The sequence below is a fragment of the Dorea sp. Marseille-P4042 genome (assembly GCF_900290215.1).
Taxonomy (GTDB): domain Bacteria; phylum Bacillota; class Clostridia; order Lachnospirales; family Lachnospiraceae; genus Dorea; species Dorea formicigenerans.
The window spans coordinates 1,047,983-1,065,555 of the sequence record NZ_OLMI01000001.1; the positions used below are offsets into that span (position 1 = coordinate 1,047,983).

Sequence of the window (17,573 nt, forward strand, 5' to 3'; positions counted from 1 at the left end):
AAGATTCCCACAAGATTTTCTTACTACAAGTACGATTTCTGCATGACGACTTTTTTCATAATAGGAAATGTAATTTTCTATTATAAAAAAGCCCTGCGAAGTTATCCATTCAAACTTCACAGGGACATGTGTTCCCAACCTTTTATTCCGAGATACTCTATTCTCTTGTTTTTATTTCTTACGATTATTTCTTTCCAAAATGAAAGAATCCTTTTTTCTCATATGGCTCTGTATGGACGTCTACCAGTTCATAGCCAATCTCTTTGATTTCCTTTTTCAGGAACGGGATATCCAAGTTTTCCTCACTGATCACAACTGTCTCACCATCTTTTACTGAAGAAGTAACTTTTTTTACCTGAAAATTCTTACGCACCAGATCATTCATATGCGCTTCACACATGCCACACATCATACCATTTACTTTTAATACCGTCTTTATCATAATCTGCCTCCTGCTTCTATATCTGTCTTTGAATTAAATTAATATGGAACTCTTTCTTACACATTCACCTTATACCCCTATATGGTATAAGTCAAGTATGTGGTTTGCAATTTCTGACTGCTGAAACTTTTTTATCAATAACGCAAATAACCTCTCCAAGCTTTCATGTCAGCTTCGGAGAGGTTTTATACTGAGTAACTATTTTTTTACTAAGAAGCTACTTGGCAGGCATACCATTCTCCTGCGTCTCTCGGGTTTCCCCTGTCAAGCTCTCGGCGTGTGGACGGGTACGAATTCCTCCACCTCAAGTAACTTCTTATTTATTGTATTCTTATCATAGCATTTTTATTCTCTTTTGTAAAGAATTGTCTTATTTTTTAATAAACGTTTCCACTATTTCTTTCATTGCATCATAATAGCATTCGTAATCATTAGGATGCCTTTCCCTTATATGCTGTATTCTTTCATCTGTGATAATTGCTTCATCCGTTACAATATCTTTCGTTATACAGCTATATATTTTTCTATCTATTTTACCTATAGTTCTAATATTTATCTTCCTTTAGCTCCATCCTCTTACAAAATTTATTTTCTTCTATACGTTCAGAATCCCTTTTACGGTCTCTTTCATCTTATCTGCATCACATTCCAGATCATGAAGTATTTTTGCATCCAGAATATCTTTAATTGCCTGTGGCATCGGAACACCGGATACTTCCTGCAGTTTTGGGAGAAGATCAAATTCATCTGCATTTGCATTCTCCGCATCGATAGCGCTCATCACACTCTTTACGAATTTGTATGGGCTTGCTGTAGATGCAATGACACATTTTGTCTGATCACCGCTCTTAGCGCGATACTGTCCGCATACATGAGCTGCAACTGCTGTATGTGTATCCATGACATATCCTGTCTTCTGATAGGTATCATGAATACTTTCTGCCGTCTCTTCTTCTGTAGAATATCCGGCAGCAAAATCAGCTAGTTTTTCTTTCATTTCCGGTGTAATTGTATACTTTCCGGTTGTCTTAAGCTCTTCCATCAGCTCTTTTGTCTTCTCGGAATCTTCACCACAGATGAGATAGATCAGACGCTCCAGGTTGCTGGAAATCAAGATATCCATGGAAGGTGATGTCGTTAATACAAACTCACGGTTCTTATCATACGTTCCTGTCTGGAAGAAATCATACAATACCTTATTATCATTAGAAGCGCAGATTAATTTTGCGATTGGTACACCTAGATTCTTTGCATAGTATGCTGCCAGAATATTTCCAAAGTTACCAGTCGGTACGACTACATTAATCTTCTCGCCGTCTTTAATCTCTCCATTTGCAAGCAGTTTTGTATATGCATATACATAATAAGCGACCTGTGGTACAAGACGTCCGATATTGATGGAGTTTGCTGATGAGAACTGGTATCCCTTATCAGCCAGTTCTTTTGCAAGTTCCTGATCTTCGAACATCTGCTTTACTCCACTCTGGGCATTATCAAAGTTTCCATGAATTGCAACTACATCTACATTTGCCCCTTTCTGGGTTCTCATCTGGAGTTCCTGTACTTTGCTGACACCATTCTTTGGATAAAATACGATAATCCTTGTTCCTTCTACATCCGCGAATCCTGCCATGGCAGCTTTTCCTGTATCTCCGGATGTGGCAGTCAGAATTACAATCTCATTCTTCACCTGATTCTTCTTTGCAGATGTTGTCATCAGATGTGGCAGGATAGAAAGTGCCATATCTTTAAATGCAATCGTTGCTCCATGGAACAGTTCCAGATAATAAGTATCTTCTACTTTTACAAGTGGAGCAATTGCCTCATCATCAAACTTGCTGTCATATGCTTTTTCAATACAATTCCTTAACTCTTCTTCTGTAAAATCTGTAAGGAAACACTTCATAACTTCATAAGCAGTATCCTGATAGTTCAGATTCTTCAGTTCTTCCATAGACTTTCCAAGTACCGGAAGCTTCTCCGGCACAAAAAGCCCTCCGTCCGGAGCAAGTCCTTTTAAAATTGCTTCCGATGCAGTCACTTTCAAATTAGAATTTCTTGTACTTTTATAATATAAATCCATCTGTTCCACCCTTCTATGATCCTGTAATTCTCTGCCTGGCATCACTTTTATTTTACTTTTTTACTATTTGTATATTTTACAAGTCCGCCTGCTGCAATCAGTTTCTGCATGAATTCCGGGAATGGCTGTCCCTTAAATTCCGTTCCTTTTGTACGATTATAGATCATACCATTATCAAAATCAACTTCCACTTCGTCTCCGGCTTCAATTCCTTTCGCAGCCTCTGGACATTCGATGATCGGAAGTCCGATATTAATTGCATTTCTATAGAAGATTCTGGCAAATGTCTCTGCTATAACACAGCTTACTCCTGCTGTTTTCAGACACAGTGGCGCATGCTCTCTGGAGGATCCACATCCAAAGTTCTTATTTGCCACAATCAGATCTCCCGGCTGTACCTTATTTACAAATTCCGGATCAATATCTGCCATTGCATGGCTTGCAAGTTCCTGTGCATCAAAAGAATTCAGGTATCTTGCCGGAATGATTACGTCTGTATCTACGTTGTCTCCATATTTAAATACATGTCCTTTTGCTTTCATTATTCAACGACCTCCACTTTCTCAGGATTTGCGATGCATCCTGCAATTGCACTTGCTGCTGCTACTTCCGGTGATGCAAGATAAATCAGGGAATCTACATGTCCCATTCTTCCTACAAAGTTACGGTTCGTTGTCGATACACACTTTTCTCCTGCTGCCATAACACCCATATGTCCACCCATACATGGTCCGCAGCTCGGTGTATTCACTGCACATCCTGCATCTACGAAAATATCCATCAGTCCTTCGTGGATACACTGTTTGTAAATCTTCTGAGTAGCCGGAATTACCATAACACGTACATCTTCGTGTACTTTATGACCTTTGAGAATTGCTGCTGCCTTTCTCATGTCTTCCATACGTCCATTCGTACAGGATCCAATAACAACCTGATCGATCTTGATCGGCTCCATAGCCTCGATCTCATCGATCGTTTTTGCGTTTCCAGGAAGATGTGGGAATGCAACGGTTGGACGGACTTCTGCAAGATCGATCTCAACGACCTGCTCATATTCAGCGTCCTCATCGGCTTCATAGACTGTATATTCTTTCTTTGTATGCTCATTCAGATACTGGATTGTCTTGTCGTCTACCGGGAAGATTCCGTTCTTTGCACCTGCCTCGATTGCCATGTTCGCCATTGTAAAACGATCGTCCATAGACAGATTGGCAATTCCGTCTCCGGTAAATTCCATAGATTTGTAAAGGGCACCGTCTACGCCAATCTTTCCAATGATGTGAATGATAATATCTTTACCACTTACATACTTGCCCGGTTTTCCAGTTAATACGAATTTGATTGCAGCCGGCACTTTAAACCACAGCTCTCCCATAGCCATTCCTGTTGCGATATCTGTGGTACCCACACCTGTTGAAAATGCTCCAAGTGCTCCATATGTACAGGTATGTGAGTCTGCTCCGATAATCAGTTCACCGGCTGCAACAACTCCTGCCTCCGGAAGAATCGCATGCTCTACTCCGGATTTTCCCTGTTCAAAATACCAGTGCAGTCCCTGTGCTTTTGCAAACTCACGGATTGCTTTTGAATTCTCTGCGGATTTGATATCTTTGTTCGGTGTAAAATGATCTGGTACAAATACTACTTTATTCTTATCGAATACAGTGTCGGACATCTGCTTTAAAATCGGCAGTGCCATCGGTCCTGTAATATCATTTGCCATTACTACGTCTAATTTTGCTTCTATTAACTGTCCGGCTTCTACATGATCCATTCCAGCATGCGCAGCTAATATTTTCTGCGTCATTGTCATTCCCATCACGACAACCTCCTGTTCTTTCCATTAGTGCTTTTTATGATGTTTCTTAGCTTTTCGCCATGCGTTCATTGTACCACACAGCACAATCACGGTGCAAGAAAGAATCAGTATTAGGATAATTCCTGTTATATTTGCTGCATCTCCCGTTTTCACAGTTGATGCTTTTAATGATTTCGCCGATGTAACTGCCGGTGTAACAGGTATCTGCGGTTCTTCTACTTTCGGTTCTTCCACTTTCGGCTCCTCCGGTGTCGGTTCTTTCACTTTCGGCTCTCCCGGCTCAGGTTTTGGTTCTTCTTCTACTTTCACAGTCTCTCTGTCTTTAACTTCTTCTGCATTTTCAGAACACACAACTACTTCATTTTCAATCTCTTTTCCTATTACGCTCTCGTCAGTAATTGCAACCTGATATTCTACCGTGTACTTCTGACCGCTTTCCGGTCCCTCCAGGAATTCCCCTGCATGGATTGTGTAAGAATTCCCCTGCACTGTAATCTTTGCGTCAGGAATTTTCTCACCGTTTTCATTTAACAATATCACTGAATTTTTCTGAAGTTTTACTCCTTCTGTAAGAATCGTATCCGTGATCACCACATTTTTTGCAATGGCTTTTTCAATCTGCTGAGTCACATCCAGCGTGTATGTAATAATATCCCCTAATTTATAAGTTTTACCGGACTTATCTGCATTTTTTTCTACCTGAAGCTCCGGCCTATCCAGCCATTTTACCTGCAATTCGATTGGTGATGATATAATCTGCTGCATAGAAGCTGTCCCAATATCCTGACTTCCATTTCCGGTCTTGACCAGAAGAATTTTCCATGATTTTGCAATTTCTCCTCTGATTTCACCACTGCTCCAAGTCGTTCCATTTCCATATGCAACATCTGCCCTTAAATAAAATGTGTCTCCTCCCGATACTTTCACATTTCCACCTTCGCTCGTGCCCCTCGTCTCATTAACAAGCATGACTCCATCAGGAAGCGGAACGGTGATACTATTTGCCGTATCCCCTACAAGACGAATACTTTGGGTTCTCTGACATTTCTGTTCCCGGTCATAATAGGCCGTCAGCCCATTTTCAGAAAATGCCAGCTCTGCATCTGGTATATCCGGAAGATTTTTTACATAATCTGCATACATGACTACCGCACTGGCAATGTCTGCATTCAGGCCTTTAAACGCCGCACTGTTCTGATCGCAGCCGTCATAAATGTATGATAATACACAATGGGTCAGACAATAAGCATTGGCATCTTCACCCCAGCCTCCGGTCAGTGAACTTTTGATATATTGCTCATATCCCGGTCCACCGTACATGTAATACATTGCTTTACTAAGATGTGACTTCGGATCCAATTCTGATGCGCTATATGCACCATTCCCCGGTGATTTCATATCTGGCTCCAGACAAAATGCCAGATTACCATCCACGTAATAATAATGGGTCGAATATCCCATATACCTGATTGCATCCCCTTTTACAAGGGATACTTCCTTTGCTTCTGCATTCACTGCCAGCAAAATGAGTAACAAAAAGAACACCCCTACTGCCAAAATGAACTTACGGGCAAAATAAACTCCTTTTTTCTCCATATGCAATTCTCCTCTTAATGATCAATGAATCTGTTGTTTATGGGTTACAAAAAAGACCTCCCTTCACCTGTTTTCTCGTTTTGGAAATCTGGGAAGAAATAAATTCCCTTCGTTGGGGATACACCCCATGATGTGTTACTGAAAATTAGAATTTCTTAGACGAGTGCTATTATCATAGCCAGAATGCTATGATTTGTCAATAGCACTTTTAAATAAAATATTCGATGGTTTTCTCAGACGTAAGCTCTGTGTTCTTATTAAAAAGGATGATTGCCTCCCGCCCCTGATAAGGCCCCAGAGAATAGGCCTTTAACGCAATTTTATTAAAATATTTCCACGGCACAATGCGATTATAGCGCGTCGGACAATTTTCGACAATCTGTATGTCATCAAGACCATATCCTTCCTGATCATAATACGGATCAAACATGTAGACATGTTCCCCCTCTTCGCCTGTAAGAAGAACATAGTGCCACTCATCAGAAAACAGACGCAGCACAACAGCGCCTCCTCTTCTGAGAGCGTCATTAACATAGCTTTCATTTCCAAGATACACTTCTTTTCCGGACAGATAACGGCTTTTTACAGGGAGAATCCCAAGATTCCCCATGCTGTTCAGCCAGTTCGACAGAAACATCATGGCAGCGCAGGACGTTCCACTTTTTCCGGGAACTCCTTCACTGCTATAGCAGTCCAGACAATATAGCATAATGTTGCGCAAGACTTCCGGTGGAATTTCCTCTCGTTCGAATAAAAAACTGATGGCATTCTGCATAGATGTCGGTCCGCAGTCATATTCTGAAAACTGATAATGTAATGGATTTTTCATGCCTGTCTCCTTTAGAAAAACTGACGGATATCGCATCCACCATGAATAAAAAACTAATCTGTTGCATAAGAAACAAATTTCAATCTTTAGATATAATACATATCCTGTCCATAGTCTACATATGTCTGGTACTCTTTTTCCAGATCATAAAGTGTAATGCCTGTCAATATCTTCTCCAGTTCGTAATTCACCTTGTCTATGACCAGTTTTTGTATTGCCTCCGGTGCTGCTTTATAGTCACAGTCTTCCGGCACATCTTCAGCCTCGATTCTATAATCACCTTCCAGGGCTTCGATCACCTCTGAAATTGTAATCTGTTCTGCAGGTTTATTTAAAAAATATCCGCCCTGAGATCCTTTTATACTCTTAACAATTCCTGCTTTTCTAAGGCTCGCAAATACCTGTTCCAGATACTGTGGAGAGATATTATTTCTCTCCGCGATGCCCCCCAATGCTACCTGCTCATTTTTAGAATTTACTGAAAGATCAATTAATGCCCGCAGGCCATATCTGCTCTTCATCGAAAGTTTCATAATCTTCTCCTCTAGTTTAACGTATCAGACAGCCGGCTTTTGCCCGCTGTCCTACGTCAATATCTATTCACTCTCTTTTTTAATCTTACTCAGCGAACAGAGGGGTTGAATAATATCTGTCTCCGTTATCCGGAAGTAATGCTACAATAGTTTTACCTTTATTTTCCGGACGTTTTGCATAATCAATTGCTGCCCAGAGAGCTGCTCCTGATGAAATACCTACCAGAACTCCTTCGTGTTTTGCAAGAAGTTTTCCTGTAGCAAATGCATCGTCATTCTCAACTGTAATTATCTCATCATATACTTTTGTATTCAGTACATCTGGAACGAATCCTGCTCCGATTCCCTGGATCTTGTGTGCTCCGCTCTTACCTTCTGAAAGTACTGGTGATGTTGCAGGCTCAAGTGCTACAATTTTAATATCTGGTTTCTTTTCTTTCAGATACTCTCCAACTCCAGTCAGTGTTCCACCTGTACCAACTCCTGCGATAAAGATATCCACATCTCCGTCTGTATCATTCCAGATCTCCGGTCCTGTTGTTGCTCTGTGTGCTGCCGGGTTTGCCGGGTTCACAAACTGTCCCGGAATAAAACTGTTCGGAATTTCTTTTGCAAGTTCATCTGCTTTTGCAATGGCACCTTTCATTCCTTTTGCCCCTTCTGTCAGCACAATCTCTGCTCCGTATGCTTTCAGGATATTTCTTCTCTCAACACTCATAGTCTCAGGCATTGTCAGGATAATTCTGTATCCCTTAGCTGCTGCGATTGCCGCAAGACCGATTCCGGTATTACCAGATGTAGGCTCGATGATCACAGATCCTTCCTTCAAAAGTCCTTTTTCCTCCGCGTCTTCAATCATGCCTTTTGCAATTCTGTCCTTCACACTTCCGGCCGGATTAAAATACTCAAGCTTTACGAGTACTCTTGCTTCCAGTCCTAATTCTTTTTCAATATTCTTAACCTCAACCAGTGGTGTATTTCCAATTAAGTCAATTGTTCCGTTGTAAATCTTTGCCATGATATCTTCCTACCTTTCCTATCAATGTAGTGTGTATTCGTCGTTGGTATTAATATAGCACCACATTTCAAACTTGTCAACTATGTTTTGTATGTTTTATATTTTTTCCACCTTTCCATCATCCATTTATAAATACTTTAAGTTTTTATAAATTCTATAAAATTAATTGATTGTCCGCACATTTCGTGATAATCTATAACCACTTTAAGAGAAGCAATCTGCAACTCTTTCAAAGTTCTAAGTCGTAAGACATCTCATTTCGGTGTTTCATGTTCGAAACTGCTATCCGATATGAAGAGAAATGTAACTGTAGGCATAGATATTCTATTGCAAAGATGAAGCAGATAAAATAATATTTGAGTCGGAACATTTGTTATCAAAGAAACCCATGCAGATTGATGAACTTGTAATAAAAGTTCATGACAATGAGAAAATCCAGAAAAATATAGGGAGAATATTTCGAAAGCATAATATTGTGGAATATAAAAGTCCGGAGGATTATCTGACAATTAATGATTTTTATAAAGTATATGGGTATTGTTGCTTTTATCAGTCGGATACTGAACATGTATGTGAGATTCCACCGGAAGAACTGACTATAACATTTATATGTAACCATTATATGAAGAAAAAAAGAATTCAAAGTTGTATCAGGCAGCGATGGAAGTAATAACAAGAGCTAACTGGGAGGCAATAAAGGAGGCGAAACCTAGTATGTGTGAGGCACTAAAAGAATTAATGGCAGAAGAATTTCAGGAACTGGAAGAGCAAGTGACGGAACGAGTAACAGAACAGGTGACAGAGCAAGTAACAGAACGGGTAACGGAACGGGTGACGGAACAGGTAACGGAGCAAGTAACAGAGCGGGTAACGGAACAGTTGGTAAAAAATTTATACGAAAATGTAGGCAATGCTGAAAAAGTTGCAGAAATGTTAAAATTGCCCATTGAAACCGTACGCAGAATACTCTAAATAATATGTGTTGCAGCGATTTTATCAAGCAAATATATGAGGCATTCTTGCTGCGAGGTGCGCATCATGCAATTGCAATGACATACTTCTACTGCGCACCTCTGCAAGTCTACACTCCGTTTCGGTCGGCGCAAAACCATTGTCCACCGGACAATGTGCGCCCTGCCGGAGGCTATATCAGCTGGGGGATTGACTCCCACCACTGATACCAGCTTGTTTCTCACCACCTATAGAGGTGGGAGTCAGCTTCCAGCTGATATAGCATCACATTTTCTTACATATTCAAAAAATATTCATGTATTCTCGTATCCCCGTCCAGTTCCGGGTGAAATGCTGTCACGAGCTGTCTTCCCTGTCTGGCAGCCACAATTTTACCATCTACCTCAGCCAGTATCTTGACATCTTCCCCTGCTTCTGCGATATACGGTGCACGGATAAATGTCATCGGCACCTGACCAAGTCCATCAAACTCTGCATCTGTATGAAAGCTTCCAAGCTGTCTTCCATATGCATTACGCTTTGCCGTAATATTCATAGTACCAAAACACGGAACTCCTGCTTCCACTTCATCTGCCAGAAGGATCAGTCCCGCACAGGTTCCAAAGACTGGCAGACCTGACAGGATTTTCTCTTTTAAAGCATCGTAAATGTCAAGTTCCAGTAACAGTTTTCTCATCACGGTACTCTCACCGCCCGGAAGAATCAGAGCGTCAAATGATCTGTCCAGATCTTTTTTCTGACGGATTTCAAAATAATTTGCTCCAAGTTTCTTAAGCATCTGTTCATGTTCCAGAAATGCTCCCTGAAGTGCCAGTACTGCTACGGTCATCTTATTTGCCCCTCTCTGCCATCAGAAGTTCAATCTCCTGCTCATTGATTCCGACCATTGCCTCACCAAGATCTGTGGAAAGTTCTGCGATCAGTTTTGCATCTGTATAATTAGTTACTGCTTTTACAATTGCTGCGGCACGTTTTGCAGGATCACCAGATTTGAAAATTCCAGATCCTACGAACACTCCTTCTGCTCCAAGCTGCATCATCAGTGCTGCGTCTGCCGGAGTTGCAACTCCTCCTGCAGCAAAGTTTACAACCGGAAGCTTTCCATTCTCATGAACATATTCTACCAGTTCAACCGGAACCTGAAGCTGCTTTGCCGCCTCAAAGAGCTCGTCCTCTCTTAAGCTCTGAATTCTGCGGATTTCAGCATTCATCACACGCATATGGCGGACAGCCTGTACAACGTCTCCTGTTCCCGGCTCACCCTTTGTACGGATCATAGAAGCTCCCTCAGCAATTCTTCGAAGTGCCTCTCCAAGGTCTCTTGCTCCACATACGAATGGCACTTTAAAGTCTCTCTTGTTGATGTGATATACATCATCTGCAGGTGAAAGAACTTCACTCTCATCGATATAGTCAATCTCAATTGCTTCCAGAATCTGTGCCTCCACAAAATGTCCGATCCTGCATTTTGCCATGACCGGAATTGATACGGCCTCCTGGATTCCGCGGATCATCTTCGGATCACTCATACGGGATACCCCGCCTGCTGCACGGATATCTGCAGGAATTCTCTCCAGCGCCATAACTGCACAAGCACCTGCTGCCTCTGCGATTTTTGCCTGCTCCGGTGTTGTTACGTCCATGATAACTCCGCCTTTTAACATCTGTGCTAACTGCTTGTTTAATTCATATCTATTCTCTGCCATAATTCTTCACCTTTCTCTTCATCCGATTTTTTCTTATTTTCCTAATATTTTTTCTCTGTGTTACGTAACTATGATACATATCATACTGCAAACTGGTATTTATTAAATAGCCAGTATTTACATTTTACAGCAAGCCAGTTTTAAACTTATCACAACACAATCATAAAAAGATCCAAAAGATACCTTCTGAGATTGCTTACAATTACCAAGGTCGGAAGACTACTCGGACTTTGACTCGCCACTAACGAAAAAAAGAACAGATCCATCGACCTGTTCTTCCTCAACCTGATTATTTCTTCGCTATCAACTCAATTTCTATCAATGCATCTCCGCAAAGTCCTGTCACACCAACTGTTGTCCTAGTTGGATATGGTGCTGAAAACTGTTGTTCATACACTACATTCATTGCATCAAAATTCTTCATATCTGTCAAATATACATTTACCTTCTGTACATCTTCTTCTGACATCCCCATCTCATCAAGAATACTCAGAAGATTCTTAAAAAAGTCTCCTTGTACTACTATTTTTTTCTCTTCATCTTTTCTTTCAATCTCAGCTTCTCACGTAACTCGTTAAATGTCTCCTTATACTGTCTGGATTCCATACATGGGAATGCCTTCATCAGACGTCTGGACACGGCTCCGCCCTGACCTGACAACTCTTCATACTTCTTACGAAGCTCTTCACTTCTTGCCTGAAGCTGCTGCCTTGCTTCATCTGCGGTTCCGCCAATCCTTGTACGCCCCTCACTAAGCTTACGGCGGCTGCCTTCCGTTGCAGCTTCCAGTTTCCTGCGGCCTTCCTCTGTCGCACTTTCCAGTTTACGACGGCTTTCTTCCGTAACATTTTCCAGTTTCCTGCGGCCTTCTTCTGTCGCAGCTTCTAGCTTCTTGCGTCTCTCTGCTGTTGCTGCTTCCAGTTTCTTGCGTCTTTCTTCTGTTGCCTCCATCGTATCCATCATACCTTCATGGATATTTTCACCAAGCTTATCCGAAATCTCATGCAGCTCTGCGGCAATCTTCGCCATAGCTTCCAACTGATGATTCAGTTTCAGGATTCCGGCCGCAGTCACATACAGATCAACAAAAATACAGATTTCCAGTACTGCGAGCATTACAAGCCCTAATGTATGTGGAATAAATGTCAATATTTTATGAATGACCGGATGAATCACACGGACGATCAGTACACATGCTACTCCCCACACAAGGGAAAATATCAGGCAAACATATCCACCGATATTCAGCGGCTGATTTGTATAGTCCCACCATTTATGATGAAAAATCTTATCCATCAGATATCCGGTAAGCCCTTCCAGAACTGTCACCAACACTGTGGACAACGCATACAACAAAATCAAATTGTCCTTATACGGTGTCAGGAAATAGACGACTACCGTCACACCGACTCCATAAATCGGACAAATCGGACCATTCAGGAAACCTCTGTTCACGAACTTTCTCTGCTTTGTTGTCGCATATGCAACTTCTGTGCACCAGCCCAGAAAACCATACACAAAAAAGTATAACATCAAGTAATAAATCTGCATAAAATCCCCCTTTTATGTTTATGAAATCCAGTATACTTCACATTGAAGTTTTCGTCAATTGATGATATAGTTAGTGGAGTAACCGATAAATAATTCTCATTTACAATTTATAAAAAGGACAAAAGATGACTTTAAAGCAAGGCAAAAATAACAAAACTTATCAGGTTCTTTCTATCAACATTGAGCTTCTTCTTGAGAGACGTCTAGAAGCGCTTGGATTGACAGAAGGCGCCAAAATCACAATATTGAACAACAATAAAAAAGGTGCTCTTACCGCCAGATTTCGTGGCACACGATTTGCACTTGGCAAAAGAATCGCAGACCACATCGAAGTGAAGGAGGTCACAGAATAATGGAAAAAATCATTAATGTAGGCTTCATCGGTAATCCAAATTGCGGCAAGACAACCCTCTTTAACGCTTACACCGGTGCAAATCTAAAGGTAGCTAACTGGCCCGGCGTCACAGTGGAAAAGAAAGAAGGCTTCACGACCTATGAAGATCAGAAGTTCCGTCTCATTGACCTTCCGGGAATCTACAGTCTGACTTCTTATACAATGGAAGAGACTGTATCTCGAGAATGTATCATGAGTGATGAAGTTGATGTCATTGTAGATGTCATTGACGCTTCCAGTCTGGAACGTAATCTCTATCTGGCCCTTCAACTGATCGAACTTGGGAAACCCGTTGTACTGGCTCTGAACATGATGGATATTGTAGAGAGCCGCGGCATGGAAATTGACTTGCACCGCCTCCCGGAAATGCTTGGAATTCCAGCAATCCCTGTATCAGCACGAAAAAAGACAGGACTTTCCATTCTGCTGCATGCCGTTTCCCATCACAGTGAATATGCCAGCCAGGGACCTTTTATTCATCATCACAAAGGCATGCATTCTGAACACCGGCATAATCATCACTCAGAATATGCCATGGTCTATTCCGACCTTATAGAAGATAAAATCGACGCACTGATTACTTTGATCACCGCAACTTATCCGGAAATGGATAATATGCGTTGGCACGCCATCAAATATCTGGAAATGGATAAAAATATTCTGGATCAATATCCACTTTCCGGAATGGAACAAATTGTAGACAGAAGCTATGAAAAGGATATTATCAATCAAAAATATGACTTTATTGAAGAAATTATTGATGAAGTACTTGTCAATAAAGCCCAAAAGGCAGCCTCTACAGAAAGAATTGATAAGTACCTGACCGGAAAATGGCTTGGTCTTCCGATTTTCCTTCTGATCATGGCATTTGTATTCTTCCTCACCTTTACTGTAGGAGACTGGCTGAAAGGATATTTTGAGATTGCTCTTGAAGTATTCTCAAATCTCGTATCAAATGGTCTTGCTACTGTCCACACAAGTCCGATGTTGACTTCGTTGATCGTAGACGGCATCATTTCAGGAGTTGGCGGAATTCTGACATTTCTACCAAACATTTTCATTCTCTTCCTGGCTCTTGCGCTTTTGGAAGACAGTGGATACATGTCACGAGTCGCATTTGTCATGGACGATATTATGAGCAGTCTCGGATTATCCGGAAGAGCATTTCTTCCATTGTTGCTCGGATTTGGCTGTACCGTACCTGCAGTCATGGCTTCCCGGGCACTTGAAAATAAAAGAGACCGTTTTAAGACTATCCTGATCACACCATTTATGTCGTGCAGTGCAAGACTTCCGATCTATGTCTTATTTTCCTCTATGTTCTTTGGAAAATATGCCATGATCGTCTGCTATTCCATGTATCTGCTCGGCATCATTATCGCAATTACAACAGCATTTATCCTGTCCAAAATCGACGGAAGCAAAGCGACACATGCCCTGTTGATCGAATTGCCGGAATATAAAACTCCAAGTGCCCATACGATTGCGATTTATGTATGGCAGAAGATAAAAGATTATCTTACCAAAGCCGGAACTGTTATATTTATCGCATCCATCTTAATGTGGGCAATCTTAAACTTTGGTCCTCATGGATATGTAACAGATATTTCTGAAAGCTTTGGTTCTGTCATTGGACGCCTGATCGTACCGGTCTTTCAACCGGTCGGACTCGGATATTGGCAGATTATTGTAGCTTTGATCGCTGGTATTGCCGCAAAAGAAGTTGTTGTCTCCAGCTGCAGCGTACTCTTCGGAATTCAAAATATTACGACTGCCCACGGAATGACCGCAATGGCGGCTTCTCTTGGTGCCATTGGTTTTGGCCCGGCAAATGCTTATGCACTTATGACATTTTGTCTGTTATATGTACCATGCACAGCAACCATTGCAACGATTCATCGTGAGTTGCAAAGCTGGAAATCCACTGGTTTTATCCTGCTCTATCAGCTGTGTACTGCCTGGATCATAAGTTTTGTAGTTTATCATATCGCAAGTTTGTTCTAAGCTCTTATAAGGGCGCACTAAAAAAGAAGTATTCTGACTTTGAGTAAAATCTCATTTATCAGAATACTTCTTTTTTATTTATTACATATATTTCAACTCAATCGGATCGATCGGATCGACAGGATTCTCAATCTTTCCATTCAGCATACGTTTTCTCTTACGCATGATTGTACCAGCCTTATTATAAAACCAGAAAGAATATGTCAGAATCTTATCCGCCTTTCCCATCTTGTCTTTTGTCGTCTTTCCATACAGACTGCCACCTGTCTCAATCACTGCAGATTTTGACCTGATCAGTGCGATCAGCTCTGTCTCACATGTCACTCGCTCTGGCAGAATGGTATACCCCATACCTACACAATTAGGTCGGTGTGCGTCACTGCCACCGATTCCCGGTTTCTTATACTTCTGTGCAAGCTTAAGGGCTCTCGCATTAGACTCTGCTGATTCACATGCATTAAATGCTTCAATAAAGTCAAACCGCTTAAATAACTCTGGTGATTTGTAATAACGCTTTGTGTTCGTAAAGCTTAAATATTTGCCCCCGCATGGATGTGCCGGCCCCAGAATTCCTCCGTGCTTATGCACAAAATCAATCAATACTGCAACCGGAAGACCTCGGAGTTCCAAAAGTCTCATCTTCACGCCTTCTGGCATAATGCATAAAATATGTCCCCCGTCACAAGTATCATACTCAATTCCTTTTAAAACTACAAAATCATCATGTACTTTTCCCTTCATCTGGTATTTCCAGTGTCGGTATCCTTTATACGTATCATGATCTGTAATCAGCATTCCGTCAAATCCACGTTCTTTTAAAAGTGTAATGTACTCGTCCAGGCTCACCTTGCTGTCAATGGACCCTTCCTTTACATGACAATGCATGTCCAGTTTCATAAGCCTATTCCTCGCTCTCCTCGTCAGATGGAATATCGTCTAAATCCAAATCCCTGATCTCGATATCCTCTGACTCATCATCTGAAAAATCCTCATCTTCATCCAGATATCCTTCCGGCTTTTCTGCCTCTTCCTCATCCAGATATCCTTCCGGCTCTTCTGCTTCTTCTGGCTTCGCTTCGTCCTCATCCAGAATCATTCGGGCTTTCTCTACTTCATTCTCCATAGAGACCTGTTCCTTGATATGTTCAGATTTGATTCTCTCTTTCTTTCCAATCTTACTTGACTGCATCATGAACTGAATCATAAGTCCTACAAATGCAAGAACCGCACCTGCTGCATATTTTAACCATGACGGATCTGTAATTCCAGCAAGGTCGAGAATCGCCGGACCTGCAAGAAATCCACCTGCTATACCGGTAATTACAATGATCATCGGCTCTGCAAATATTGCAGCAAGAATCGCAAGCACAAGTGCCACTGCCAGTTCCACAATAGTAATGACTGAACTTTGTGCCGGTATCACTGCTGCCAGCACTCCCATAGAGCAGATGAATATCATCACAAATACACCCAGCCTGTATACAAGAAAAGACACTACTGCCAGCAATATCGCGCAGACTAATATAACCGCTACGGATGCAATACCTTCAATTCCCGCTAATGCACAGATTCCAGCTCCCACTCCAGCTCCAATCAGAAATCCCAGGAATGCCGCAACCACTTTCACCAGCTTCAAGCCGAAAAATCCAATTAAAATACCGATTGCTATCACGGCCGCAAACACTCCCACGCTTAATTTTCCGGCAAGGAACACTGAAGTCGGTCCATCCATGGAGCCTATCGCACTTATGCCTTTCACCAATGTTGTCTCATTCATTCTATTATCTCCTTTACGTATTAATTATTTTCTCCCGTCTCATTCGTCTTTATTATATCAGTATCTGAAACACACGTAAAGTCTCTTTCTTGTACCCCTTATGCTTTCTTCCTGTTGATGATCAGACGTTCAATGATTTCTATCGTCTCTTTGATTCCGTAGTTAGCACTATTAATGCACAGGTCATAATTCTCAGGAGTTCCCCATTTTTCACTTGTATAAAATTCGTAATATTTTTTATGCTGGCGATCCATTTTTTTCAAAAACTTCACCGCTGTCTTTTGATCCATCTCACGCACGTTCATCATATAATGCAATCTCATTTCAAATGGTGCGCTGATGAACAGACTGATATGTGGAATATAATTATTGCGCAGAATAATATCCGCACATCTTCCAACTATAATACAATCTTCTGTTCGTGCCAGATTGCAGATCAGATTGCTCATATGAAAGAAGATGGCATCTTCTCTGTTAAGTCCATGATAACGATACGTATTCCGCAGCTTTGATTTCAATGTTTCTCGTTTTTTTCCATATTTATCAAACTCTGTAAAGCACTCTTTCTCTTTAATATGAAATTTTTCTTCTTCCTGACGTTTTAGTACCTGCTCGAAAATCTCTGAATCATAATAATTGATATGCAGCTTATCTGCCAGCTCACTTCGCAAGAGATGTCCGTCAGGCTTCGTATACATCAACATACTAAGTGCACGGATCGTATTCTCTCTGCTTCCTGTAAATGTTCTTCCAAGGGAAGATCCTACACATTTATATACTTCACCATCCAGATCATAGATCCGATTCGCAAGTTCTATATACATATCTTTATTATTTGCCATATCCGTA

At 41.3% G+C, this 17,573-nt stretch carries 19 protein-coding genes; 4 read left to right on the forward strand and 15 right to left on the reverse strand.

The features are described 5' to 3' along the window. Positions 1–184 precede the first annotated feature (184 nt). The 8 genes from C7E02_RS05265 to cysK form a co-directional block, all read right to left on the reverse strand. Positions 185–442 carry a heavy-metal-associated domain-containing protein gene (locus C7E02_RS05265; RefSeq protein WP_022278458.1) on the reverse strand — a complete coding sequence of 86 codons (258 nt, stop codon included), beginning with the start codon at positions 440–442 and terminating at the stop codon, positions 185–187. Positions 443–1,037: 595 nt separating this feature from the next. After that, positions 1,038–2,525 (reverse strand): threonine synthase, encoded by a 1,488-nt coding sequence (thrC, locus tag C7E02_RS05275; protein ID WP_022278457.1) that lies wholly within the window; start codon positions 2,523–2,525, stop codon positions 1,038–1,040. 47 nt (positions 2,526–2,572) lie between these two features. Next, the gene (leuD, locus tag C7E02_RS05280; RefSeq protein WP_005334218.1) at positions 2,573–3,067 is read right to left on the reverse strand and encodes a 3-isopropylmalate dehydratase small subunit; all 495 of its coding nucleotides are present in this window, start codon (positions 3,065–3,067) and stop codon (positions 2,573–2,575) included. Then, positions 3,067–4,344: a 3-isopropylmalate dehydratase large subunit gene (gene leuC / locus C7E02_RS05285; RefSeq protein WP_005338665.1), complete on the reverse strand. Its 1,278-nt coding sequence runs from the start codon at positions 4,342–4,344 to the stop codon at positions 3,067–3,069. Before leuC ends, leuD begins: the two co-directional genes overlap by 1 nt. Positions 4,345–4,368: 24 nt before the next feature. Further along, positions 4,369–5,940, reverse strand: a complete 1,572-nt coding sequence (locus C7E02_RS05290) for an isopeptide-forming domain-containing fimbrial protein (RefSeq protein WP_105308977.1) — start codon at positions 5,938–5,940, stop codon at positions 4,369–4,371. A gap of 208 nt (positions 5,941–6,148) precedes the next feature. Continuing rightward, complete coding sequence (locus C7E02_RS05295) at positions 6,149–6,769, reverse strand: peptidase C39 (protein WP_105308978.1); 621 nt, start codon at positions 6,767–6,769, stop codon at positions 6,149–6,151. Between the two features lie 86 nt (positions 6,770–6,855). Further along, a complete protein-coding gene (locus C7E02_RS05300; RefSeq protein WP_005338662.1) occupies positions 6,856–7,302 on the reverse strand; it encodes an RrF2 family transcriptional regulator in 447 nt (148 codons plus the stop codon). Positions 7,303–7,387: 85 nt separating this feature from the next. Further along, entirely contained in the window at positions 7,388–8,320 is a 933-nt protein-coding gene (cysK, locus tag C7E02_RS05305; protein ID WP_005338661.1) for a cysteine synthase A, read from the reverse strand. A 370-nt stretch (positions 8,321–8,690) separates the two neighbouring features. Here cysK and C7E02_RS19360 point away from each other — a divergent pair, with 370 nt between their 5' ends. Both C7E02_RS19360 and C7E02_RS19365 read left to right on the forward strand, forming a co-directional pair. Beyond that, positions 8,691–8,990, forward strand: coding sequence for a hypothetical protein (locus C7E02_RS19360; RefSeq protein ID WP_203226945.1), 300 nt, complete (start codon positions 8,691–8,693; stop codon positions 8,988–8,990). A 44-nt stretch (positions 8,991–9,034) separates the two neighbouring features. Further along, complete coding sequence (locus C7E02_RS19365; RefSeq protein ID WP_186279142.1) at positions 9,035–9,292, forward strand: hypothetical protein; 258 nt, start codon at positions 9,035–9,037, stop codon at positions 9,290–9,292. 274 nt (positions 9,293–9,566) lie between these two features. On the opposite strand, the gene pdxT is transcribed toward C7E02_RS19365, so the two are convergent. The 4 genes from pdxT to C7E02_RS05335 all read right to left on the reverse strand — a co-directional run bounded on the left by pdxT (position 9,567) and on the right by C7E02_RS05335 (position 12,549). Further along, entirely contained in the window at positions 9,567–10,121 is a 555-nt protein-coding gene (pdxT, locus tag C7E02_RS05320) for a pyridoxal 5'-phosphate synthase glutaminase subunit PdxT (protein WP_005338658.1), read from the reverse strand. Between the two features lies 1 nt (position 10,122). Further along, positions 10,123–10,998, reverse strand: a complete 876-nt coding sequence (pdxS, locus tag C7E02_RS05325; protein ID WP_005338657.1) for a pyridoxal 5'-phosphate synthase lyase subunit PdxS — start codon at positions 10,996–10,998, stop codon at positions 10,123–10,125. Positions 10,999–11,287: 289 nt separating this feature from the next. Then, positions 11,288–11,551 (reverse strand): RidA family protein, encoded by a 264-nt coding sequence (locus tag C7E02_RS05330; RefSeq protein WP_306418652.1) that lies wholly within the window; start codon positions 11,549–11,551, stop codon positions 11,288–11,290. After that, positions 11,521–12,549, reverse strand: coding sequence for a putative ABC transporter permease (locus tag C7E02_RS05335; protein WP_105308980.1), 1,029 nt, complete (start codon positions 12,547–12,549; stop codon positions 11,521–11,523). The genes C7E02_RS05330 and C7E02_RS05335 overlap by 31 nt, the downstream gene beginning before the upstream one ends. Positions 12,550–12,674: 125 nt before the next feature. Here C7E02_RS05335 and C7E02_RS05340 point away from each other — a divergent pair, with 125 nt between their 5' ends. Beyond that, a complete protein-coding gene (locus tag C7E02_RS05340; protein WP_005334231.1) occupies positions 12,675–12,902 on the forward strand; it encodes a FeoA family protein in 228 nt (75 codons plus the stop codon). After that, positions 12,902–14,947 (forward strand): ferrous iron transport protein B, encoded by a 2,046-nt coding sequence (gene feoB, locus C7E02_RS05345; RefSeq protein WP_022278599.1) that lies wholly within the window; start codon positions 12,902–12,904, stop codon positions 14,945–14,947. Before C7E02_RS05340 ends, feoB begins: the two co-directional genes overlap by 1 nt. A gap of 81 nt (positions 14,948–15,028) precedes the next feature. On the opposite strand, the gene C7E02_RS05350 is transcribed toward feoB, so the two are convergent. From C7E02_RS05350 to C7E02_RS05360, 3 genes are all read right to left on the reverse strand, one after another. Next, positions 15,029–15,844, reverse strand: coding sequence for a PHP domain-containing protein (locus tag C7E02_RS05350; RefSeq protein WP_005338652.1), 816 nt, complete (start codon positions 15,842–15,844; stop codon positions 15,029–15,031). A gap of 4 nt (positions 15,845–15,848) precedes the next feature. Beyond that, positions 15,849–16,724 carry a hypothetical protein gene (locus tag C7E02_RS05355; RefSeq protein WP_105308981.1) on the reverse strand — a complete coding sequence of 292 codons (876 nt, stop codon included), beginning with the start codon at positions 16,722–16,724 and terminating at the stop codon, positions 15,849–15,851. 98 nt (positions 16,725–16,822) lie between these two features. After that, positions 16,823–17,566 carry a cytidylate kinase-like family protein gene (locus C7E02_RS05360; RefSeq protein ID WP_105308982.1) on the reverse strand — a complete coding sequence of 248 codons (744 nt, stop codon included), beginning with the start codon at positions 17,564–17,566 and terminating at the stop codon, positions 16,823–16,825. Between the last annotated feature and the right edge of the window lie 7 nt (positions 17,567–17,573).